Here is a 22,361-nt window from a genome sequence, read left to right as displayed (position 1 = left end):
ACGATTTCATAGGTCATCTTATTTGATATGAATAATAATAAAATTGCATTGGTAGTTATTGTGTATGGCAAAGCATTAGAAGATGCTTTGACTATACAAAGCTTGCTAGGCTTTGAGCGAAAACTGGATCATTTACTTATTGTAAATAATGGTCCTGCAGCAATAGATGAAAATAGTGCAGTGTTGTCTGCATTGGCACAAAAACACCACCACGTCGTTTTAGAGAATCAGGTGCAAAATAAGCCTTTGAGTTGGATTTATAATGATTTTATCCAGCAATATGACGCTGATAGATATGCAGTTTTTGATGACGATACAATGGTTTCAAGAGAATACTGCGAGAAGATACTCTTTGATACAGAGAGTTATCATCTTGGTTTGCCAAGTATTAGATCAAGCCATGATGGAAAGGCATATTACCCTGTGATTAGTTCTTCTCCTAAAGAGACCCAGGAGGGGTATTATCAATACGATAAGGGCACTTATAGTATAGGTTCAGGTTTAATTATTAGTCGTGATTTAAAAAAGACGTTGATTGATGCATTTGGTGGTGTTTTTGATCACCACTTTGCTTTTTATGGTGTCGATATTTCATTATTTAGAAGACTGGATAAATTGCAGTATTCTGACCAATTTATTGTTAACACACGGGCAGAACTTTCTCATCATTTAAGTAAGTTTAATAATGAGATTAGTGATTTTAGAAAAAAAGAATTATTGATAGATCAAATTCTTCAATTTAGATGGTATAGGACGAATACAAAATATATTTTTAGGATAGTTGCGGGAATGCTTCTAAAATTAAGAATTGCAGAGCTAAGACTTGTTATAAAGACTTTTATTGAAGGTAAGCATCCAAGATGTTAATAAATAAGATTTTTAAGAAATTATATGGTTTTTTTGTTGGTATTCATCTTACAATTAGAAAAAGACATATAATTTATAAATTAAAATTTAGGACAGTTTTTTCTTCAAAAAAAGTTGCTAGTGATGCGCCAATAATTGTGAGTTTAACTTCGTATTATAAGCGATTTGATGTTGTTCATCTTGTAGTGGAATCATTGTTTCAACAAAATTATCAAGGAAAATATGAAATCATATTTTCTATTAGTCAAGAAGATATTGATAAGTTTGGTGGGATGCCTAAAAATATAGAAAAATTGATTAGGCGCGGTTTACAAGTTAAGATTTTTAATGAAAATATAAAATCATATAAAAAAGCATTTTATGTAGCCGATAAAAATAATACTAAGTCTATCATTACTGTTGATGATGACGTTTATTATCCGTCATGGTGGTTAAAAATAATGGTAGATAGCGCGTTAAGTAATCCGAATACTGTCATGGCGTATCGAGGTCACTATATTGTCAATAAAAATAATAGAATTTTGACTTATATGGATTGGTTGAATAAATCAGACAAATTTTTTGATAAAGAGGCTCTTTATTCATTTATGCCTACAGGGACAAGTGGTGTTTATTATCCTGTTGGTGCGTTAAATGGACTTTCTGCTTCAAAGGAACAATTTCTTGAATTGTGTCCACATGCTGATGATTTATGGTTTAAATATATTACGGTAATGAATGGTTTTAAAGCAAAAAGAATATTAGAAAGAAATATACATTTTATGATTTTGAAGGACGGAGATAGTCTAATGGCAATAAATGTTGATGGTGGAGGGAATGATATTCAATTTGGCAAGATTACCAACCATTCATTAGAGTTTTTGAATAGAATTCTTAGTGATAGTAAACACATTTGATAGAGAAAATTGATGCTATTAAAAAATATTTTTTGGATTGGTCTTGGTCAAATTGTGAAAATTGCAAGCCAATTAATAGCATTATTTTATTTAACTAGTATTGTATCACCACATGCTTATGGCGTGTTGGCATTGGCCTTTGTTGTTGTAAATTTTGCAAGTCTATTTAGTGACATGGGGACAGGGACTGCCATTGTTCAGAAGAAGAATATAACTCAAACATTTATTAATTTCTTATTCAGATTTAATGTTTTTTCAGGTGTTTGTATCATGTTTTTATCCTTCATAGCAGCTTTTGTTATGTCGTGGTATTACTCAATGCCAGAATTGAAAATCGTTATATTCCTATTGTCACTATTATTCCCTATCGTTTCTCTTGGTATTGTACATAAAGCTTATCTTGAAAAGGAACAAAAGTTTCGACTTGTTATGATGGTTGAGATTGTGAGTAATGTACTTGCTTTAGCTTTGGCTATTACATTGGCTAAAGCCAATTTTGGTGTGTATAGCCTAGTTGCCCAAAGTTTATTGCAGACCATATTGAGTACAATTCTTTTCTTTAAGTTGTCTTCAATAAAAGTAAGTTTATCCAATTGTGACATTAAAAAAGAGGATAAGCGTGGTTTATTGGATTTTAGTGGCTATCTGTTTCTGTTTAATTTTTTAAATTATTTCTCAAAAAATTTAGATGTGATTCTTATCGGTAAATTTTTTAGTTCAGCAATATTAGGGGCTTACAGTGTTGCAAATAGAATTATGCTCTTCCCTATACAAAATATCACATTTGTAGTTACTCGAGCATTACTTCCGAACCTTATGGGAAAGATAGAGAATTCTGAAGGAGTTCGGAAAAGTTATTTTGATATTTTATTCTATATTCTAAGTTTATCTGCACCTTTAATGATGGGATTGATGGTTCTCTCTAAAAACTTTGTTGATGTTTTTTTTGGAGAGAAGTGGCCTTATTTGCATGAGATGTTATTCTGGCTTGCTCCTACGGCAATTATACAATCCGCACTATCTATATCTGGTACTATCTTAACGGCATATGGTCGAACTAAACTCTTTTTTAAGCTAGGTTTATTTAGCTCTGTCTTAATGACTATTTTTTATGTAGTAGGCACATATTGGGGCATTGTCAGTTTTGTTAAATTTTATTTTTTGGCAAATGTTATTAATGCTTTTGTTGTTTTTTATTGCATGGGAGTGTTATTGGAATTCAAATTATTTGAATTGGTGATCAGAGTTATTAAGGCAATTATACCAGCTCTATTGATGACTTTAGTTTTGGCCTTGGTTTTACCTTATATCAATTTCAAGTCGCTGCAATATGACCTTTTTGCAGCAATATTTTTGGGTATGGCTATATACTTTATTTGTTTCTATCTTTGTAATATTGGTCAAGTAAATCAATTCGTTAAATGGTCTTTGAGAAAGTTGAAAATATGAAAATAACAGTAGTTGGTACAGGTTATGTGGGCTTATCAAATGCGATGCTGTTTTCTAAACAGCATGAAGTGATGGCCCTCGATATTGATGCCACAAAAATTGATAAACTTAATCAAGGCATATCTCCTATTCATGATAACCTTATTCAAGAATATTTGATTGATAATTCAAACTTTAAAGCAACATTAGATAAACATTCTGCATATGTGGATGCGGAAGTCATTATTATTGCCACACCGACCAATTACGATGAGGCAAGCAATTATTTCGATACGAGTTCGATTGAGTCTGTACTTGAAGATTTAAACCAATTAAAAAGCAATGCCATTATTGTGGTGAAGTCTACAATTCCTGTCGGTTTTACTGAGCGTATGAAGGAGACCTTTTCAGCATTGAAAGTTGTTTTTTCTCCGGAATTTTTGCGTGAAGGCAAGGCATTGTACGACAACTTGTATCCATCGCGGATTGTTGTGGGTAATACCTCAGAAGTTGGTGCATTAGTTGGACAATTATTTAAAAATGCTAGTTTAAGACCTGATGTAGATGTACTACAAATGGATGCAACGGAAGCTGAAGCTGTAAAGCTTTTCTCAAATACTTATTTGGCAATGCGTGTTGCTTATTTTAATGAGTTAGACTCATATTGCGCATCACGTGGGCTGAACTCAAAAGATATTATTCAGGCTGTAGGATTAGATCCACGTATTGGGGCACATTATAACAATCCATCATTTGGTTATGGTGGATACTGTTTACCAAAAGACACAAAGCAATTGCTAGCCAATTATCAAGATGTCCCGCAAAATTTGATCGGAGCAATTATACAGTCAAATACAACACGAAAAGATTTTATTGCCGAGCAAATTTTGGCAAGAAAACCCAAAGTGGTTGGTGTGTATCGTTTAGTAATGAAACAGGGTTCAGATAACTTTAGACAATCTGCGATTCAAGGTGTGATGAAGCGCCTGAAAGCCAAAGGAGTTGAAGTCGTCGTGTTTGAGCCAAGTTTAAATGACTCAACATTTTTTAACTCACGTGTGTTGACCGATTTTGATAGTTTTAAACAAGAGTCGGATGTGATTATTGCAAACCGTATGGTGAGTGAACTCGAAGACGTCATTGACAAAGTTTATACTCGTGATTTATTTGGTGAAAATTAATTATACTTAGGTAGTTGTATGAAAATTTTAATTACTGGTGGCGCTGGTTTTATTGGTTCAGCGGTTGTTCGTCATATTATCCAAAATACAAAAAATGAAGTATTAAATGTTGATAAACTGACTTATGCAGGAAATTTAGAATCTTTAATTTCTGTGGCAGATAATCCACGTTATCAGTTTTCTCAAACAGACATTTGTGATCGAGCTGCTTTAGATAAGTTGTTTGAGACATTCCAACCAGATGCAGTTATGCATCTTGCGGCAGAGTCACATGTAGACCGTTCTATTACCGGTCCTTATGCGTTTATTGAAACCAATGTGATTGGTACTTATCAAATGTTAGAAGCTAGCCGTGCTTATTGGTTAGGTCTAAGCGATGAAAAGAAAGCAGCTTTCCGTTTTCACCATATTTCAACCGATGAAGTTTATGGTGACCTAGAAGGCACAACGGATTTATTTACCGAAACTACATCGTATTCACCAAGCTCACCATATTCAGCAAGTAAAGCAAGTTCAGACCATTTGGTACGTGCATGGAATCGTACTTATGGTTTACCTGTATTAGTGACTAACTGCTCAAATAATTATGGCCCATTTCATTTTCCGGAAAAGCTTATTCCACTAATGATCTTAAATGCGTTACAAGCAAAACCATTACCAGTTTATGGCAATGGTCAGCAAATTCGTGACTGGTTATTTGTAGAAGACCATGCGCGTGCGCTTTATACGGTAGTGACTCAAGGTGTGATAGGTGAAACATACAACATTGGTGGGCATAACGAAAAAGCTAACCTTGATGTTGTATATGCAATTTGTGATCTACTTGAAGAGCTTGCACCAAAAAAACCAGAAGGTGTAGCACAGTATAAAGATCTGATTACGTATGTAAAAGACCGCCCAGGCCATGACGTGCGTTATGCAATCGATGCAACCAAAATCAAAGACGAACTCAACTGGGTACCGGAAGAGTCATTTGAAACTGGTTTACGTAAAACTGTTGAATGGTATTTAAATAACAAAGAGTGGGTTGAGCACGTACAAAGTGGTGAATACCAGTCTTGGTTAAACAAGCAATATCAAGGATAAATATGAAAATCTTATTGCTTGGCAAAAATGGACAAGTAGGATGGGAGTTGCAACGTGCGCTTGCACCTTTAGGAGATATCATTGCTTTAGACCGCCATGGTTTAAACGGCCTGTCTGGTGATATGACCCAACTACAGGCGATTTATGACACGATTTTGGCAGTACAACCGGATGTTGTGGTCAATGCTTCTGCATATACGGCTGTCGATTTGGCGGAAACTCAGCAAGAACAAGCTGATATCGTCAATCATCAAACTGTAAAAGCTGCAGCTGAAGCCTGTTTGAAAACGAATGCTTTATTGGTGCATTACTCAACAGACTATGTTTTTGAAGGTATGGGAACAACAGCCTTTGTTGAAACTGATGCAATTGCACCATTAAATATTTATGGGAAAACCAAGGCTTTGGGTGAGCAAGCGATTGTTGATAGTGGCTGTCGCTATTTAATATTCAGAACTTCGTGGGTATATGCCTCAAGAGCGAAAAACTTCTTAAAAACCATGTTGAGTCTGGCTCAACAACGTGAAGAGTTGTCAATTATTGATGATCAGATTGGTGCGCCAACTTCAGCAGAATTGATTGCAGACATCACCGCACATGCTATTCCGCAAACGGTAGTAGACGCAAACAAAGTTGGTATTTATCACTTGGTGGCAAGTGGTGAGACTTCTTGGTTTGGCTACGCAAACTATGCATTTGCACAAGCACGTATTTTGGGGCAAGAGTTGACGATACAAAAGGTTAGTCCAATCCCAACAAGTGCTTACCCAACGCCTGCAACACGACCACACAATTCACGATTAGATAATCAGAAAATACAACGCACTTTTGGACTGACTCTTCCAGTCTGGCAAGAAGGTGTTAAACGAGCATTAACGGAGCTTTTAAACAAATGAGCTTAAAACGTAAAGGTATTATTTTAGCGGGTGGTTCAGGTACACGCTTACATCCAATTACTAAAGGTGTGTCAAAACAGCTTTTACCGATTTATGATAAACCAATGATTTATTATCCGCTTTCAGTACTTATGCTTGCGGGTATTCGTGAAGTATTGATTATTTCAACTCCAGAAGACTTACCAAACTTTGAAAAACTTTTGGGCGATGGTTCGCAGTTTGGTATTGAGCTCAGCTATAAAGTACAGCCTTCTCCAGATGGCTTGGCTCAAGCTTTCTTAATTGGTGAAGAGTTTATTGGTCAAGATAGTGTATGTTTGATCTTGGGAGATAATATTTACCATGGTCAGCACTTTAGTCATCAATTAGAGGCTGCTTCTGCACGTGAACATGGAGCAACGGTATTTGGTTATCATGTGACAGATCCCGAGCGTTTTGGTGTTGTTGAGTTTGATAAAGCTGGCAAAGTGCTAAGTATAGAAGAAAAGCCAACCCAACCAAAATCGCCTTATGCAGTAACAGGTTTATATTTCTATGATAACCGTGTCGTTGAGTTTGCAAAACAAGTGAAACCTTCTGCACGTGGTGAGCTGGAAATTACTGACATTAACAACGCTTACTTACAAGACGGCTCACTTAACGTTGAATTACTTGGCCGTGGTTTTGCATGGTTAGATACAGGCACACATGAATCTTTGCTTGAAGCTGGTCATTTCATTTATACCATTGAAAAGCGTCAGTCCTTCAAAGTGGCATGTTTAGAAGAAATTGGCTTCCACCAAGGCTGGATTAGTAAAGAACAGCTTTTAGGTAGTGCGGAAGCATTGAAAAAAACCGAATATGGTCAATATTTGAAAAAAGTTTGGGAAGAATCAAATGAAGGTTGAAACGACTAAAATTGAAGGGCTTTTGATTCTTCATCCAAGTGTTTTTGGTGATGACCGTGGTTGGTTTATGGAAAGTTTTAATCAACAACGTTTTGCTCAAGCACTTGAAGATTTAAATTTACCAGTTCCAACTTTTGTACAAGATAACCATTCATTATCACAAAAAGGTGTGTTGCGTGGTTTACACTATCAAAATGCACCCTATGGACAAGGAAAGCTGGTGCGTGTTGTACAAGGTCGCGTTTGGGATGTGGCTGTAGATATTCGCCCAGACTCAAAAACCTATGGCGAATGGATTGGGGTTGAACTCAGTGCAGAAAACAAAACTATGTTTTGGATTCCTGAAGGTTTTGCCCATGGTTTTATCTCTTTAGAAGACAATACCCAGTTCTTGTATAAAACCACAAACTACTACAATAAAGAAAGTGAAGGGGCCATTATTTGGAATGACCCAACACTTGCAATTGACTGGCCTTTGGCGGAAGTTGATGAAGTATTAGTGAGTGATAAAGATCAAGCGGCATCTTTGTTTACAAAATAAGGTAAAAGAGAAAGAATTTATGGATTTTATAGCTGATGGTATTAGTGTTGTTATTCCAACTTATAACCGTGCGCATTTGATTAAAGAATCACTGCAAAGTGTTTTGAATCAAACACTACAACCACTTGAGATTATAGTTGTAGATGACTTTTCAACCGATAATACTGAAGAAGTCGTAAAATCTTTAAACTCACCTCTTATCAAATATTTTAAGAATCAGCGTACGAAAGGAGCGAATGGCGCACGTAATACAGGAATTATGTTGTCGCGTGGAGAATTTATTGCATTTCATGATAGTGATGATACTTGGTTACCTCAGAAATTAATATTACAGAAATTAGTTTTTGATAAGCAAAAGGATATTAATTTATGTTTTTGTTCTTTAGAAAGTATAGATTCAGTCAAAAATGAGAAGCGAGTAATACCAAGAAGATATGTAGATAAAGAAAAGGTTAAAGATGTCTTATGGAAAAAAAATATAATCAGCACACAAACGATTATGGTTCGAGCTACCTTAGCAAATGAAATATTTTTTGATGAAGAATTAAAGCGATTTCAGGACTGGGATTATGTACTAAGAGTTGTTCATAGGGGGGAGCAAATATTTCATTTGGATACTGTTTTAGTAAGGCAGGTTATTAATATATCAAGTATAAGCTCAACAAATAATTTTCTTGATAACTATTGGATACTAGCAAAAAAACATCCATATTTAATACGTAATGGAGTTTTTGCAAAACAATTATACTATAAAAGTGAATTTTTGAAGAATAAAAGTATACAAAATATAGCTGTATATGTATTTATGACTATTGTTGCCAAATTTTACAGTAGAATTTTCTACTAAAGATGATGAGTTTGAGATGAAGAAAATTGTTTTAAGTTATTATTTGCCACAATTCCATGAAGTTGAAGAGAATAATTTATGGTGGGGTAAAGGGTTTACTGAGTGGACAAAAATTAATCAGGCGGTAGCTTATTCTAAATTTCATGAAATAAGAAAACCAGTTCAACCATTGGGACAATATAACTTACTTGATAAAAATATTATTGAGAAACAATACGGTATTGCTAATGAACATGGTATAGATGGCTTTTTAATCTGGAATTATTGGTTCGGTAAAGGTGAGAAATTGCTTGAAAAACCATTAGAATTAATCTTAAAGGAAAATATTAATGTTAAATATTGTTTAGCTTGGGCGAATCATAGTTGGTTAAATAAAACGAAAGGAATCCTTTTAAAAGAGCAAAAATATTTAGGTAAAGAGGATTATATTGAATATTTTAACTATTTGTTGCCATTTTTTAAGAATAAAAATTATATAAAAAAGGATAACAAACCTGTTTTTTTAATATTTAGGCCACAAGATATTCCAGATTTAAACGATTTTATGAGTATTTTTGATGAGCTAGCAAGGAAAAATGAGCTTGCTGGCGTTCATTGGATTGCAGAAAATACTGATAGGGATGCAGAATATGTAGATAAATTTGATGGTTTTTTGAATTCTGGTAAATTTTTAAATTTAAGAAGATATAAAACATTAACTTTTATTAAAGAAAAAATAAATAATTTTACGAAAGGTCGATTTAAACTAGGCCCCTTCTTTTACTCCTATAAACGAATGATGATGCTAGAAAAAAATCTAAAAAACAGTTCTGGTGAGATACCTGTTATTTTTTCAGGATGGGATACAAGTATTCGACATGCTACCAATGGTATTGTGCTAAATGAATTTGATTCACAAGTTTTTAACGAACATGTGTCACATAATTTAAATTTTGAATCTGATTTTTTGATAGTGAAATCATGGAATGAGTGGGCTGAAGGGAACTTACTTGAGCCTGATAGTATTTACGGTTTCACTATGCTTAAAGTCATGAAAGAGGCGCTGAGAAAATATGATTAGTATTTTCTTTTATATTATACCATATATTTTATTGAGCCTATGTTTAGTGCTAAACCATAGGCTCCGTAATAAATCTGCAAAGTTTCTAACTTTGATTTCTTCTATACCTTTAATTCTTGTACCTTTATTAAAGGGCATGGTTGGTGTGGATACTTATAATTACTATCGTTATGTTGAATCTGTTCAATTTTATTATATATCTAATTTTGAATATGATTTTGAACCTTTATTTGTTTTTTTGGTGAAATTTAATTTACTTTTTACAAATAATCCTTATATAGTTTTAAATATTTTTTCATTCTATATAATTTTCATTTTATTTTCTTTTTTCTTTAAGGATAAGGACAGAATTACAATTTTTATATCACTGGTCCTTCCAGTTTTTTATTATGATATGACAATGAATGGAATTCGATATGGTTTAGCATTTGCATTAAGTGGGTTTTTTATATTTAGCGAAAAAATGATGAGTAATAGAGTTTTAATGTTTTTTGCTTTTTTGTCTCAAAAAACATCCATTTTTTTTCTCTTCCTTAAGTATATTACTTATATTAGTTTTAAAAGATTGTTGATTTTGCTGTTTTTCTCTCTTGGTATGTTTTTTAGCTTTAAGGATTATATAGATTCTAAGATAGAAGATTATTCCAATATGAGCGCCCCTAATATATATTCTGGCTTAACTACATTGTTTACAACTATAGCTATTTTATTTTTAAATTCAGTGTTTTACAAAGAAAATAGAAATAGGAATAATCATCTTCTCTTTGTAGCTATATTTTTTTATGGATTAGTATTTGTTTCGTATGCTGGTCTAAGATTTCAATATTTGCTTTTATATTTTATTATAGTTTCACTTTGTTTAGACCAAAATCTTTTTAAAAATAAAAAATATACTATTTCTCTATACTGTGTGGGATTCATTTATTTTTTATATAGGATGTATGGATTCTATTCTCTAGCAGGAGTAGGTGATTCTCCATTTTTGCCATATACTTTTTTTTGGGAGTAAACTAATGTTAGATGTTAGTGTAATAATCCCTTTCTATAAGAGTGAAGCGACAATAGTAAGAACTTTAACATCTGTTCTTACCCAAACTCTACTGCCAAAAGAAATTATAGTCATTATTGATAGTTGTGATACAGAAATATATTTTGATCTATTGGAAAATCTTACTTACAATATTCCTATATATACAATTATAAATACAGTTAATAGGGGGCCATCATATTGTAGGAATATCGGCGTAGAGGCATCAAAATCTAGATATATCGCCTTTCTCGATGCAGATGATGTTTGGCATCCTCAAAAATTAGAATTGCAGATTGATTTTATGGTTAGAAATAACCTTAGCTTTTCTTTTCATAAATATCATGCAACACCTATAGACTTTAGTATTATTAATTCTACTAATTATGCTTTTATCAAAAAACAAAAGTTTATATTTAAACAATATATTGCAACTCCAACTGTTATTGTAGAAAGAAAAAACTTCATCTTTTTTGATGACAAATTGCGCTATTGTGAAGATTATCTGTGTTGGTTTATGAATTTAAGCGATCATGGTTTTTTTATGATTGATGAGTTCTTGGCACATGGATTCAAGAAAGCAATTGGCGAATCAGGTTTGTCTTCTAATATAAAAAAGATGCATCTTGGTTATTTAACTGCAAATTATGAGCTGCTTAAGAAAGGGAAAATTTCTATATTTTTCTTCTTATTTGCATTTATGATCGAATATTTGAAATATCCATTAAGATATTGGAAGAAGTTTTTTTAATGAACGTTATTGCTTCGATCGTTTTATATAAACATAGCTATGCTGAGTTAAAAGCAACACTCGACAGTTTATTTGCCACTCCAAGCATTGAAAAAGTTATTTTGGTAGATAACCATTCAAGTAACTGGGCTACAACATTTCAACATCCTAAAGTTGTTTATGAAAAATCAGAGGGTAACTTTGGTTTTGGTTATGGACATAATATCGCCATCCGTAAATATGCGCCAAAAAGTGATTATTTTCTCATTTGTAACCCAGATATTTACTTTGATGCTGAGCAATTTGCCCAATTGTTAGACTTTGCTCAAAGCCGACCTGAAGGTTTGTTTTTACCAAAAATTGTCTATGATACTGGTGAAGACCAATATGGTGCGCGGTTAATACCTACGCCCTTGAACCTATTTGCCCGTCGTTTTTCCCCATCTTTTGCCAAAAAGCTTGATCAACAATATTTGTTAAAAGATTATTCACTTAATCAGCCATATTTTGTGCCTTATCTTTCAGGCTGCTTTATGTTATTTGATGCGGCAAAACTTTTAGCAATTAATGGTTTTGATGAACGTTTTTTTATGTATATGGAAGATGTGGATTTATCTCGTCGTTGTGCTGACCAATTTGGTACAGTGTACTATCCATTAGCACAAGTAGTGCATGTTCACGAACAAGCATCATATAAAAACAAACAATTACTTAAAGCACACTTAAAAAGCGCGATACAATACTTCAATAAATGGGGATGGATTTATGATATGGGGCGTAGTAGGCTTAACGCAAAATGTTTAAATCAATTTTCTAAATAATGAAGCATTTAAAATGAAATTTGTAGGTATATTCAGATGTTAAAAAGGCTTGTAGATATCATTATTGCCCTATCTGCCTTAATTCTTCTAATGCCTGTTTTTTTGATTGTAATTTATAAAGTTAGGAAAAACTTAGGTTCCCCTGTCTTTTTCTTACAAGAACGTCCGGGCAAAGATGGTAAATTATTTAAAATGATTAAATTTCGCTCTATGAAGGATGCGGTTGATCAAGAAGGTAATATTTTACCAGATGAAGAGCGGATTACCCCTTTTGGGCAAAAGTTACGTTCTACTACACTCGATGAAATGCCTCAGCTGATTAATGTGCTTAAAGGCGATATGAGCATTGTAGGACCACGTCCCCAGTTGCCAGATTTTTTGAAATATTACACACCAGAGCAGATGCGTCGTCATGAAGTTCGACCGGGTATGACTGGTCTAGCACAGGTAAGTGGACGTAATAATTTGAGTTGGGAAGAAAAGTTCGATCTAGATGTGCAGTATGTGAATACACAAAATCTTTGGCTCGATTTTAAAATTATGTTTAAAACAGCAGAAGTCATGCTGAAAAAAGAAGGAATTAACGCACCGGATCAAGCAGTGGGCGCAAGTCGTTTCACTGGTTCTCGAGATAATTAGGTTTTTTTAAATAATAGTTGGTAACAGTTCAATGATTAAAAAAGCAGTTTTGCCAGTTGCGGGTTTAGGTACCCGTTTTTTACCAGCAAGTAAATCGATTCCCAAAGAAATGGTTACAGTTGTTGATCGTCCTGCTATTGAATATGTAGTACGTGAGGCAGTTGAAGCAGGTATAAAGCAAATTATTTTTGTGACTCACTCTGCGAAAGTTGCCATTGAAGATTATTTTGACCATGACTTTGAGTTGGAAACGACATTAGTACAAAAACAAAAATATGATTTACTCAAAGAAATTACCGATATTTTACCTAAAGATGTCAGTATCGTGAGTGTACGTCAACCAAAGCCTTTAGGCTTGGGGCATGCGGTACTTTGTGCTAAGAGTATTGTAGGTGATAATGATTTTGCTGTGCTTTTACCTGATGTGTTGGTTAAAAATAAATCTGAAAAAAATGATTTAGCTCGTATGATAGAGCGTTACGAAACAGTACATGCTGCCCAAATTATGGTTGAAGCTGTGCCAGAACACTTGGTTGATCAATATGGTATTGTCGATGTTCCTAACCCGCCAATTGCTGGTGAGAGTATTGCTATGCAAGGTATTGTAGAAAAGCCTGCTGTAGGCACTGCACCTTCAAATTTATCAGTAGTTGGGCGCTATATTTTACCCGCAAAAATTATGCAGCTTTTAGAACAGACCCCAAAAGGTGCTGGTAATGAAATTCAATTGACTGATGCCATTGCCATGTTACAGCAAACGAATACGGTCGAAGCATATCATATGCAAGGGCAAACTTTTGACTGTGGTAGTAAGTTGGGCTATTTAAAGGCTGTGTTGCATTATGGTGTTGAACACCCGCAATTAGGCCAAGCATTTAAAACAATGATTACTGAGTTAGAATTATAAATAAGATTTTGGATATAAGATGAAAATAGCAGTTTTTGGTGCAACTTTACATGCCGGAGTAATGGCAGCATTGTTGGCTGAGTATGGTAATCAGGTATTTTGGTGTACCAGCCCTGCCTGTGAGGAACAAGCTTGTATCTTGACGTTTCAAGATAAAGAAGTAAATTCCTATTTAGATAAACAACGCCAAGCTGGTTTTTTAGAAGAATGTTCTTTTTCAGCAATTCCGTTAGACGCTGAAGTTTATTTATTCTGTTATAGTCCAACGCAATTGCAGCTTGCTTTAAATACAGTAGAAAAACTTAGCCAGCGTCCAATTATTCATCCTCGTTTAATGATTAATGGTTCAACTTTTGGCTTACAAGGAACCCAAAAACTTAAACAGTATTTACCAAAAGATGAGTGGGTGTATTTTCCTGATGTAATCCAGGAAGGCAATGCTATCAATAGTGTCCTTAATGTAAAACATGTAATCATTGGCGCAGAAACTGAATATGCATGCGATATTATGCGCGAATTATTACGACCGTTTTTCCGTTTTAGTTATCAATATCTTTTTATGCCAATACTAGACGCGGAGTTTACCAAGCTGAGCATTTCGGGCATGTTGGCAACGCGCGTTAGTTATATGAATGACTTGGCTGTTGTTGCGGAAAAATTGGGTATTGATATTGCCAATGTTAAACATGGTATTGCAGCAGATACACGTATTGGTGCAGCGTATTTATCCGCTGGTGCAGGGTTTGGTGGCGAAAACTTTTCTCATGATATTCTGACTTTATCGAGTACTGTATCAAAAACTGGGATAAAAAGTCGACTGTTAGAACAGGTTTGGGAAATTAATGAGCAACAAAAAGAAATTTTATTCCGCAAGTTATGGAATTATTATCATTGTGATTTAAATGGAAAAACCGTTGCAATTTGGGGGGCGGCCTTTAAGGAAAATACCTCAAGTACACATAATTCGCCAATTCATGTCTTGTTAACGGCGTTGTGGGCGCAGGGGGTAAGAGTGCGTTTACATGACCCACTAGCGTTAAATGAAATTGAAAAAAAATATGGCAAACGTGATGATTTAATATTATGCGCTGACCAATATCATGCAGTTAATGGTGCTCATGCGCTTTGTTTAGTGACGGCATGGAAGCAATATTGGGGGCCAGATTTTAAACGGTTACAACAAAACATGAAACATCCACTCATTTTGGATGGGCGTAACATTTATGACCCTGCATATGTCAAGGCACGAGGTTTTGCATATGAAGGAGTAGGTCGTTTATGAGTAAAAATATAGAGCAATTCCCAAAAGAAAAGCTGCCAAGCTCGATGCTTATGTCACAGTTAAAGTTATTAGGGAAACAGTATGAACATCTGCACTTAAATGAGTTGTTTGCTGCGGAGCCAGAACGTTTTCAGAAGTATTCTGTTCATTTTGATCAACTTCTTTTTGATTATAGTAAACATCGTGTAAATCAAACTGTTTTAGATCAGTTGGTGACTTTGGCTAATGCCAAGCAATTAAAACCATGGATTGAACGTTTATTTTCACAAGAAAAAGTAAACTGTACAGAGCAACGTGCAGCGATGCATTGGGCATTACGTTTACCAGAGGGACATGCACAGTTTCCTGAACTGACCAAACAAGTTCATTTACAGCTTGAACGAATGTATGCATTGGTTGAAAAAATCCATGCTGGACAATATCGTGGTGCAACTGGTGAAGTGATCCAGGATGTAGTAAATATTGGAGTAGGTGGGTCCGACTTGGGGCCACTTATGGTAACTCATGCATTGTCTGACTTTAAAGTGCAAACAGAAAAGCCTTTAAATGTACATTTTGTTTCAACAATGGATGGTAGTCAGCTTTCTGAAAAGCTACATAGACTACGCCCAGAAACAACATTATTTATTATTTCCTCTAAGTCATTTGGTACGATTGACACGTTATCAAATGCACATACAGCTCGTCAGTGGTTAGAAAAAGCATTAGGGGAATGTACTCGTGTATTGAAGAGTCATTTTATTGGAGTATCGACCAAAGCTAATAAAATGACCGAATGGGGAATTGCTCCTGAAAACCAGTTATTGCTATGGGACTGGGTAGGAGGGCGTTACTCACTATGGTCTTGTATTGGGTTACCAATTGCTTTATTGATCGGTGTAGATGGTTTTAAACAGCTTTTAGCTGGTGCTCACGCTGTTGATGAACATTTCCAACAAGCACCATTTGAGCGGAATATACCAGTTCTAATGGCATTATTGGGGATCTGGAATAATAATTTCTTAAATATGCAAACTCATGCAGTTTTACCTTACGATGGCCGTTTGAAATATTTTGCTGCTTATTTGCAGCAGCTTGAAATGGAGTCTAACGGTAAATCAGTACAACGTGATGGTCAAAAAGTTGAATTAGATACATGTCCTATAGTTTGGGGTGAAGTTGGTCCAAATGCACAGCACGCATTTTACCAATTATTACACCAAGGATCATTCTCGGTAACTTGTGATTTTATTGCTCCAATCCACCGATATAATGCAGACCATTTTACATATGCTGATAGTGCTGAAGCATTGGTTGAGCAGCATCATTTAGCTTTGTCCAACTGTTTGGCTCAGTCGAGATTACTTGCATTTGGTAATCAGGCGCTGAATACTGCTGAGTTAGAAACTTTGCCAATTTATAAACAGTATGAAGGTAATCAGCCAAGCTCAACATTGTTACTTCAAGAGCTTAACCCTTATAGCTTAGGTATGCTCATTGCTCTGTATGAGCATAAAGTATTTGTCCAGTCAGTGATATGGAACATTAACCCATTCGATCAATGGGGAGTTGAAAAAGGGAAGCAAATTGCTGATCAGCTTTTACCAATTTTAAATCGTAAGCAAAGCGATTTATCAGCATTTGATGCCTCGACACGTGGTTTGTTGAAAATTTTGTTAGGGAAAAGTGAATAAATAATAAAGATGAATATTGGATTATTATGATAAATGATATATCAATATTCTAACCTATTTAAAAAGGCTTCTCATAATATGACGAGAAGCCTTTTTTGTGGCTGTATTGTGGTTGATCAAAAATAGTATAAGCACCTGAATCATGATGTATTGGATGGCACTAATCTTACTTATGGGATGTTTTAGAAGTGATAAAAAATAGGAGGACTATAGTGTCCTCCTATTCTATTTGTATGACTTAAACTAAGACTGAATCAACCTAGTCAACTCATCTACATAACGCTGCATTGGCTGAGCTTGACGGTCTGCACGACTTTCAATATTGAGACGTAATAACGGTTCAGTATTTGAAGCACGGACGTTAAAACGCCATGCGCCAAAGTCGAGGCTTACACCATCGGTACGGTCAATTTGTGGATTTTGATCGGCATAAAAATCAAAAATCTTTTGAATAGTGATCTGTGTATCAGCTACTTTAAAGTTGATTTCACCACTGCAAGGGAACTTGGTAATCATGTTTTCAACTAAGGTTGAAAGTGATTGTCCTGTTTCAGAAAGTAGGGCAATAGTGAGTAACCAAGGAATCATACCGCTGTCGCAGTAAGCAAAGTCACGGAAATAGTGATGGGCACTCATTTCGCCGCCATATACCGCATTGTGTTCACGCATCACATCTTTAATGAACGCATGACCAGATTTTGACTGTACAGCGACACCTTTGTATTCATCTACGATATCAAATGTGTTCCACACTAAACGCGGGTCATGCACAATTTTCTCGCCTGATTGCTTAATCAAGAAAGCTTGAGCCAATAGACCAACAATATAGTAGCCTTCAATGAACTGACCTTTTTCATCAAATAAGAAGCAGCGGTCAAAGTCGCCGTCCCAGGCAATTCCCATATCTGCTTTATGCTCAATTACAGCATTACGGGTACTGTCACGGTTTTCAATTAAAATTGGGTTGGGAATCCCATTTGGGAAAGTACCATCTGCTTCATGGTGAATTTTAATAAATTCAATAGGTACGTTAAGCGTTTTAAATTTTTCTTCAATGGCATCAATGACATGACCCGCAGCCCCATTACCTGCGTTTACCACCAATTTAAGGGGGCGGATTTTTGCAGGTTCAATGTAGGTGATTAAGTGATCAACGAACTCAGGTAAAATGTTATAACTTTGCGTTGTACCTTTTTGACTAACTTCTTCAAAGTTATTGGTTTCTGCTAAAGCCTGAATTTCTTTTAAACCGGTATCAGCACTAATTGGACGAGCATTTTCTCGAACCAATTTCATACCGTTATAGTCCATTGGGTTGTGACTCGCAGTTACTTCAATACCACCTTGTACATCTAAATGGAAAGCGGCGAAATAGACTTCTTCAGTTCCTGTCATGCCTAAATCAAGCACATTCACACCCGCATCATTTAAACCGCGGATGGTCGCTTGTTTTAAAGATTCACTGCTTAGACGAACATCACAACCTACAACCACGGTCTTTGGTTTATAGATTTGTCCATATGCGCGGCCAATTTTATAGGCGATTTCTTCATTCAATTCGGTGCCGAGTTTACCTCGGATATCATAAGCTTTAAAACACGTTAAAGTAGTCATTATTCAATTCAATACAAGTGGTTTGAGTTGTGTGCACATTATACATAGATCATCAAATAGGTATGTTTATAGTTTTTATATTCAAATTTTTCACTTCATTTCTGTAAGTCATATTTAAGTTTATAAGAAAGTATTTTTAAGACTTTAGTCTAATAAGAAAATTTCTAAATTAGAAAGAGCTTGATTTTACTTAGTACTATTGGTCTTACCAATTATGGTGACTATTTAATGATTGATCTTGCTAATATCTGCATTTATGATGTCTCCTGTGGTTTAAGGAACAACATTTGCACTTAATTTTTAATTGGTCATACCAATTGTGTTGAATGTTTAAGAATTTAAGGTACAAAAATTCGCCCCGGCATTTCAAGGAGATGACAATGCTCAATATGTGGCAACAACTTTATGACCCTTTAAATAATATTTGGCTGTCCAGTGCGGTTGCATTAATCCCGATTATTTTCTTCTTTTTAGCATTAGCAGTTTTTCGTTTAAAAGGCAGTATCGCGGGTACGGGCACAGTCATTATTGCATTATTGATTGCGCTCTTTTTCTATCAAATGCCGGGCCAAATGGCCTTTGCGTCAATCATTTACGGTTTCTTCTACGGTCTATGGCCAATTTCATGGATCATTATTGGGGCAGTTTTTCTATACAAAATTTCGGTAAAAACAGGCCAGTTTGAAGTTATTCGTTCAAGTATTTTGTCAATTACCGAAGACCAACGTCTACAAATGTTATTGGTTGGTTTTGCATTTGGTACTTTCCTTGAAGGAGCAGCGGGTTTTGGTGCTCCTGTAGCAATTACCGCTGCACTCCTTGTAGGTTTAGGCTTTAAGCCACTTTACGCTGCTGGTTTATGCTTGATTGTAAATACAGCGCCAGTGGCTTTTGGTGCAATGGGTATTCCAATTATTGTGGCGGGGCAGGTGTCAGGCGTAGACACTATGGAAATTAGCCAGATGGTTGGTCGTCAGTTGCCATTTTTAGTCATTATTGTGCTGTTTTGGATTATGGCGATTATGGATGGCTGGCGTGGTGTTAAAGAAACTTGGCCTGCGGTGTTAGTCGGTGGTGGCGCTTTTGCGATTGCCCAGTATCTTACATCTAACTTCATTGGTCCTGAGTTACCAGACATTACCGCAGCAATTGCGTCTTTGGTCAGCCTGACTTTGTTATTCCGTGTTTGGAAACCAAAACATATTTTCCGTTTTGAACCTGAAGCTGGGCAAACTTTGACTCAGCAACCTACTACAGTTCAACGTTATAGCATTGGCAAAATTGTGAAGGCATGGTCTCCATTTGCAATCTTAACCGTGATGGTGACGATCTGGAGTGTTAAGCCATTTAAAGCATTATTTGCAAAAGATGGTGCTCTTGAACATTGGATTTTTAAACTTGAAGTACCATATTTGCATAAATTGGTCGAAAAAATGCCGCCAATTGTGGCAGAGATGAAACCATATGAAGCGATTTATAAGTTTGACTGGTTCTCTGCAACAGGTACTGCAATTTTTATTGCCGCAATCATCACTACTATTTTCTTAAAAATGAAAGCAAGTGAGGCACTTACAACCTTTGGTGAAACACTCAATGAGTTGAAAACACCGATTTACTCCATTGGTATGGTCTTAGCGTTTGCTTTTATTGCGAACTATTCAGGTTTATCTGCAACTTTGGCTTTGGCTCTATCGCATACGGGTCATGCGTTTACTTTCTTCTCGCCATTTTTGGGCTGGCTTGGTGTATTCCTTACGGGTTCAGATACCTCTTCAAACGCTTTGTTCTCGGCATTACAGGCAACTACAGCGCAGCAAATTGGTATTCCGGAAGTGTTATTGGTGGCTGCTAATACCAGCGGTGGTGTAACAGGTAAAATGATTTCTCCGCAGTCGATTGCCATTGCTTGTGCAGCGGTGGGCTTAGTTGGAAAAGAGTCTGACTTGTTCCGTTTCACGGTAAAACATAGCATCATATTCACTGTCTTTGTTGGCATCATTATTACGGTTCAGGCTTATCTTGTTCCGTGGATGATTCCATAACTCCAGTGAAGGAAACGCGATGAGAATCTCCGATCAAGTGGTCATGAAATTGCAGGCATTAATTGAAGAGCGTCACATGAAAAAAGGTGACCGTTTGCCTGCCGAACGCCAGCTTGCAACTAGCTTAGGAGTTTCTCGTCCGTCTTTGCGTGAAGCAATTCAACAGCTCAATAGTCAAGGGGTGCTCAGTAGCCGCCGTGGCGATGGGACTTATATTCAGCAGTTACCTGAACAGTGGCCACAGCAACTGATTGTGAACCCGATTAGTAACCTGATTGAAGAAGATCCGCTGTACCGTTTTGATGTGCAAGAGGCGCGGTTATTGCTTGAGGGTGGCACAGCTTGGTATGCCGCATTACGCTCAACGCCTGAAGATCGCGCCAAAATCCATCATTATTTTAATGAAATTAGTCGCCATCAAAATGCGGGTGACTCAGCACAGGCTGCGGTGGCCGATGCTGAATTCCACTTAGCGATTGCTGAAGCATCTCATAATGTGGTGCTGATTCAAATGATGCGTAGCCTGTTTGATTTGCTGCAATACAACGTCTTGTTAGGACGTAAGAAAGTTTATAACGATCCGGTCAATGGTGACTTGCTCAGCGAGCAGCATTTTCAGGTGATGGATGCTATTGATCGTAAAGATCCCGAAGCCGCACGCCAAGCTGTCTGCGGTCATATTGAATTTGTGATTAATCATGTGCGTTCTCTGGATGAAGATGAAGCTCGTCAGAAACGTGCAAATCGTTTAAATAGAGTTGATTCAAAATGATTATTTCTTCTGGCAATGATTATCGTGCTGCGGCACAACGTCGCTTACCTCCATTTTTATTTCACTACATTGATGGTGGAGCGTATTCAGAATATACCTTAAAGCGTAACGTACAAGATTTGTCAGAAATTGCATTGCGTCAACGTGTGCTGAATGACATGTCCGCGTTAAGTTTAGAGACAAAACTGTTTAATGAAACGCTGTCGATGCCAGTTGCATTAGCTCCTGTCGGTTTAACAGGTATGTATGCGCGCCGTGGTGAAGTGCAGGCAGCGATGGCAGCCGACAAAAAGGGCATTCCATTTACGCTTTCAACAGTTTCTGTTTGTCCGATTGAAGAAGTTGCACCTGCAATTAACCGTCCAATGTGGTTCCAGCTTTATGTATTACGTGACCGTGGTTTTATGCGTAATGCTTTGGAGCGTGCAAAAGCAGCAGGCTGCTCAACACTGGTATTTACCGTAGATATGCCTGTGCCGGGTGCACGTTACCGTGATGCTCATTCGGGTATGAGTGGGCCAAATGCTGCGATGCGTCGTTATATGCAGTCCATGTTCCACCCACATTGGTCATGGAATGTGGGCTTAATGGGTCGTCCGCACGACTTGGGAAATATCTCTAAATATTTAGGTAAGCCGACTGGGCTTGAAGATTATATTGGTTGGTTAGGCTCGAACTTTGACCCATCCATTTCATGGAAAGACCTTGAGTGGATACGTGAGTTCTGGGATGGCCCAATGGTGATTAAAGGCATTTTAGATCCTGAAGATGCCAAAGATGCTGTGCGTTTTGGTGCTGACGGGATTGTGGTATCAAATCATGGCGGTCGTCAGTTAGATGGCGTGATGTCATCTGCTCGTGCATTACCTGCAATTGCCGACGCAGTTAAAGGTGATTTGGCGATTTTGGCTGACTCAGGCATCCGTAATGGTTTAGACGTGGTGCGTATGTTGGCACTCGGTGCCGATACGGTTTTACTTGGCCGTGCGTTTGTTTATGCCTTGGCAGCAGCAGGTGGGCAAGGAGTGTCGAACTTGCTTGATTTAATTGATAAAGAAATGCGAGTTGCGATGACGCTCACGGGTGCTAAGTCAATTTCGGATATTAATGCGGATTGTTTAGTACAGGTGATGAAGCTCTAACGTTTCTGTATTAACTTTGATGA

At 36.4% G+C, this 22,361-nt stretch carries 21 protein-coding genes; 20 read left to right on the top strand and 1 reads right to left on the bottom strand.

The window, feature by feature from the left end; all coding sequences use genetic code 11:
* Nucleotides 1-27: 27 nt before the first annotated feature.
* Genes HMPREF0013_RS22925 through pgi form a run of 17 tightly spaced genes read left to right on the top strand, consistent with a single transcriptional unit; the run spans nt 28 to nt 16,768 of the window.
* Nucleotides 28-867 carry a glycosyltransferase family 2 protein gene (locus HMPREF0013_RS22925; RefSeq protein WP_005804809.1) on the top strand — a complete coding sequence of 280 codons (840 nt, stop codon included), beginning with the start codon at nt 28-30 and terminating at the stop codon, nt 865-867.
* Entirely contained in the window at nt 861-1,763 is a 903-nt protein-coding gene (locus tag HMPREF0013_RS22920; protein WP_005071800.1) for a hypothetical protein, read from the top strand. The genes HMPREF0013_RS22925 and HMPREF0013_RS22920 overlap by 7 nt, the downstream gene beginning before the upstream one ends.
* Nucleotides 1,764-1,775: 12 nt before the next feature.
* Nucleotides 1,776-3,212, top strand: a complete 1,437-nt coding sequence (locus HMPREF0013_RS22915) for a lipopolysaccharide biosynthesis protein (RefSeq protein WP_005071801.1) — start codon at nt 1,776-1,778, stop codon at nt 3,210-3,212.
* Nucleotides 3,209-4,372, top strand: a complete 1,164-nt coding sequence (locus HMPREF0013_RS22910; RefSeq protein ID WP_005804807.1) for a nucleotide sugar dehydrogenase — start codon at nt 3,209-3,211, stop codon at nt 4,370-4,372. The genes HMPREF0013_RS22915 and HMPREF0013_RS22910 overlap by 4 nt, the downstream gene beginning before the upstream one ends.
* A gap of 18 nt (nt 4,373-4,390) precedes the next feature.
* Nucleotides 4,391-5,458: a dTDP-glucose 4,6-dehydratase gene (rfbB, locus tag HMPREF0013_RS22905; RefSeq protein WP_005804806.1), complete on the top strand. Its 1,068-nt coding sequence runs from the start codon at nt 4,391-4,393 to the stop codon at nt 5,456-5,458.
* Nucleotides 5,459-5,460: 2 nt separating this feature from the next.
* Nucleotides 5,461-6,354, top strand: a complete 894-nt coding sequence (rfbD, locus tag HMPREF0013_RS22900) for a dTDP-4-dehydrorhamnose reductase (protein WP_005804805.1) — start codon at nt 5,461-5,463, stop codon at nt 6,352-6,354.
* Nucleotides 6,351-7,241 (top strand): glucose-1-phosphate thymidylyltransferase RfbA, encoded by an 891-nt coding sequence (gene rfbA / locus HMPREF0013_RS0105810; RefSeq protein ID WP_005071805.1) that lies wholly within the window; start codon nt 6,351-6,353, stop codon nt 7,239-7,241. Before rfbD ends, rfbA begins: the two co-directional genes overlap by 4 nt.
* Nucleotides 7,231-7,782 (top strand): dTDP-4-dehydrorhamnose 3,5-epimerase, encoded by a 552-nt coding sequence (gene rfbC, locus HMPREF0013_RS0105805; protein ID WP_005071806.1) that lies wholly within the window; start codon nt 7,231-7,233, stop codon nt 7,780-7,782. Before rfbA ends, rfbC begins: the two co-directional genes overlap by 11 nt.
* A gap of 19 nt (nt 7,783-7,801) precedes the next feature.
* Nucleotides 7,802-8,629: a glycosyltransferase family 2 protein gene (locus HMPREF0013_RS22895; protein WP_005071807.1), complete on the top strand. Its 828-nt coding sequence runs from the start codon at nt 7,802-7,804 to the stop codon at nt 8,627-8,629.
* Between the two features lie 16 nt (nt 8,630-8,645).
* Nucleotides 8,646-9,689, top strand: a complete 1,044-nt coding sequence (locus HMPREF0013_RS22890) for a glycoside hydrolase family 99-like domain-containing protein (RefSeq protein ID WP_005071809.1) — start codon at nt 8,646-8,648, stop codon at nt 9,687-9,689.
* Nucleotides 9,682-10,698, top strand: coding sequence for an EpsG family protein (locus tag HMPREF0013_RS22885; protein WP_005071812.1), 1,017 nt, complete (start codon nt 9,682-9,684; stop codon nt 10,696-10,698). Before HMPREF0013_RS22890 ends, HMPREF0013_RS22885 begins: the two co-directional genes overlap by 8 nt.
* A 4-nt stretch (nt 10,699-10,702) precedes the next feature.
* Nucleotides 10,703-11,467 carry a glycosyltransferase family 2 protein gene (locus tag HMPREF0013_RS22880; protein ID WP_005071813.1) on the top strand — a complete coding sequence of 255 codons (765 nt, stop codon included), beginning with the start codon at nt 10,703-10,705 and terminating at the stop codon, nt 11,465-11,467.
* Nucleotides 11,467-12,267, top strand: a complete 801-nt coding sequence (locus HMPREF0013_RS22875; RefSeq protein ID WP_005071815.1) for a glycosyltransferase — start codon at nt 11,467-11,469, stop codon at nt 12,265-12,267. Before HMPREF0013_RS22880 ends, HMPREF0013_RS22875 begins: the two co-directional genes overlap by 1 nt.
* Before the next feature lie 36 nt (nt 12,268-12,303).
* Nucleotides 12,304-12,906 carry a sugar transferase gene (locus HMPREF0013_RS22870; protein WP_005071816.1) on the top strand — a complete coding sequence of 201 codons (603 nt, stop codon included), beginning with the start codon at nt 12,304-12,306 and terminating at the stop codon, nt 12,904-12,906.
* Between the two features lie 31 nt (nt 12,907-12,937).
* Nucleotides 12,938-13,813 (top strand): UTP--glucose-1-phosphate uridylyltransferase GalU, encoded by an 876-nt coding sequence (gene galU, locus HMPREF0013_RS22865; protein WP_005071818.1) that lies wholly within the window; start codon nt 12,938-12,940, stop codon nt 13,811-13,813.
* A gap of 19 nt (nt 13,814-13,832) precedes the next feature.
* Nucleotides 13,833-15,095: a nucleotide sugar dehydrogenase gene (locus HMPREF0013_RS22860; RefSeq protein WP_005071820.1), complete on the top strand. Its 1,263-nt coding sequence runs from the start codon at nt 13,833-13,835 to the stop codon at nt 15,093-15,095.
* On the top strand, nt 15,092-16,768 hold the full coding sequence (gene pgi, locus HMPREF0013_RS22855) for a glucose-6-phosphate isomerase (protein WP_005071823.1): 1,677 nt from the start codon (nt 15,092-15,094) through the stop codon (nt 16,766-16,768). The genes HMPREF0013_RS22860 and pgi overlap by 4 nt, the downstream gene beginning before the upstream one ends.
* A gap of 243 nt (nt 16,769-17,011) precedes the next feature.
* On the opposite strand, the gene HMPREF0013_RS22850 is transcribed toward pgi, so the two are convergent.
* Nucleotides 17,012-18,382: a phosphomannomutase/phosphoglucomutase gene (locus tag HMPREF0013_RS22850; protein ID WP_005804802.1), complete on the bottom strand. Its 1,371-nt coding sequence runs from the start codon at nt 18,380-18,382 to the stop codon at nt 17,012-17,014.
* A 374-nt stretch (nt 18,383-18,756) separates the two neighbouring features.
* Between HMPREF0013_RS22850 and lldP the strand changes: the two genes are divergently transcribed.
* Genes lldP through lldD form a run of 3 tightly spaced genes read left to right on the top strand, consistent with a single transcriptional unit; the run spans nt 18,757 to nt 22,338 of the window.
* Nucleotides 18,757-20,424 (top strand): L-lactate permease, encoded by a 1,668-nt coding sequence (gene lldP, locus HMPREF0013_RS22845; protein WP_171056621.1) that lies wholly within the window; start codon nt 18,757-18,759, stop codon nt 20,422-20,424.
* A gap of 19 nt (nt 20,425-20,443) precedes the next feature.
* The gene (lldR, locus tag HMPREF0013_RS22840; protein WP_002120807.1) at nt 20,444-21,196 is read left to right on the top strand and encodes a transcriptional regulator LldR; all 753 of its coding nucleotides are present in this window, start codon (nt 20,444-20,446) and stop codon (nt 21,194-21,196) included.
* Nucleotides 21,193-22,338 (top strand): FMN-dependent L-lactate dehydrogenase LldD, encoded by a 1,146-nt coding sequence (gene lldD / locus HMPREF0013_RS22835; RefSeq protein WP_005804800.1) that lies wholly within the window; start codon nt 21,193-21,195, stop codon nt 22,336-22,338. Before lldR ends, lldD begins: the two co-directional genes overlap by 4 nt.
* The last annotated feature ends 23 nt before the right edge of the window (nt 22,339-22,361 follow it).

It is taken from the genome of Acinetobacter sp. SH024 (assembly GCF_000163635.1).
GTDB classification, from domain to species: Bacteria; Pseudomonadota; Gammaproteobacteria; order Pseudomonadales; family Moraxellaceae; genus Acinetobacter; species Acinetobacter pittii.
This window is presented reverse-complemented; position numbering and strand designations above follow the sequence as displayed.

Excerpts from the sequence above, each read along its gene's own strand:
- lldD (WP_005804800.1), top strand. The coding sequence starts at position 21,193 with ATGATTATTTCTTCTGGCAATGATTATCGTGCTGCGGCACAACGTCGC.
- HMPREF0013_RS22890 (WP_005071809.1), top strand. The coding sequence starts at position 8,646 with ATGAAGAAAATTGTTTTAAGTTATTATTTGCCACAATTCCATGAAGTT.
- HMPREF0013_RS22915 (WP_005071801.1), top strand. The coding sequence starts at position 1,776 with ATGCTATTAAAAAATATTTTTTGGATTGGTCTTGGTCAAATTGTGAAA.
- galU (WP_005071818.1), top strand. The coding sequence starts at position 12,938 with ATGATTAAAAAAGCAGTTTTGCCAGTTGCGGGTTTAGGTACCCGTTTT.
- HMPREF0013_RS22895 (WP_005071807.1), top strand. The coding sequence starts at position 7,802 with ATGGATTTTATAGCTGATGGTATTAGTGTTGTTATTCCAACTTATAAC.
- HMPREF0013_RS22910 (WP_005804807.1), top strand. The coding sequence starts at position 3,209 with ATGAAAATAACAGTAGTTGGTACAGGTTATGTGGGCTTATCAAATGCG.
- rfbB (WP_005804806.1), top strand. The coding sequence starts at position 4,391 with ATGAAAATTTTAATTACTGGTGGCGCTGGTTTTATTGGTTCAGCGGTT.
- lldP (WP_171056621.1), top strand. The coding sequence starts at position 18,757 with ATGACAATGCTCAATATGTGGCAACAACTTTATGACCCTTTAAATAAT.
- rfbC (WP_005071806.1), top strand. The coding sequence starts at position 7,231 with ATGAAGGTTGAAACGACTAAAATTGAAGGGCTTTTGATTCTTCATCCA.
- lldR (WP_002120807.1), top strand. The coding sequence starts at position 20,444 with ATGAGAATCTCCGATCAAGTGGTCATGAAATTGCAGGCATTAATTGAA.
- HMPREF0013_RS22850 (WP_005804802.1), bottom strand. The coding sequence starts at position 18,382 with ATGACTACTTTAACGTGTTTTAAAGCTTATGATATCCGAGGTAAACTC.
- rfbD (WP_005804805.1), top strand. The coding sequence starts at position 5,461 with ATGAAAATCTTATTGCTTGGCAAAAATGGACAAGTAGGATGGGAGTTG.
- HMPREF0013_RS22885 (WP_005071812.1), top strand. The coding sequence starts at position 9,682 with ATGATTAGTATTTTCTTTTATATTATACCATATATTTTATTGAGCCTA.
- HMPREF0013_RS22870 (WP_005071816.1), top strand. The coding sequence starts at position 12,304 with ATGTTAAAAAGGCTTGTAGATATCATTATTGCCCTATCTGCCTTAATT.
- HMPREF0013_RS22880 (WP_005071813.1), top strand. The coding sequence starts at position 10,703 with ATGTTAGATGTTAGTGTAATAATCCCTTTCTATAAGAGTGAAGCGACA.
- HMPREF0013_RS22925 (WP_005804809.1), top strand. The coding sequence starts at position 28 with ATGAATAATAATAAAATTGCATTGGTAGTTATTGTGTATGGCAAAGCA.
- HMPREF0013_RS22920 (WP_005071800.1), top strand. The coding sequence starts at position 861 with ATGTTAATAAATAAGATTTTTAAGAAATTATATGGTTTTTTTGTTGGT.
- pgi (WP_005071823.1), top strand. The coding sequence starts at position 15,092 with ATGAGTAAAAATATAGAGCAATTCCCAAAAGAAAAGCTGCCAAGCTCG.
- HMPREF0013_RS22875 (WP_005071815.1), top strand. The coding sequence starts at position 11,467 with ATGAACGTTATTGCTTCGATCGTTTTATATAAACATAGCTATGCTGAG.
- rfbA (WP_005071805.1), top strand. The coding sequence starts at position 6,351 with ATGAGCTTAAAACGTAAAGGTATTATTTTAGCGGGTGGTTCAGGTACA.
- HMPREF0013_RS22860 (WP_005071820.1), top strand. The coding sequence starts at position 13,833 with ATGAAAATAGCAGTTTTTGGTGCAACTTTACATGCCGGAGTAATGGCA.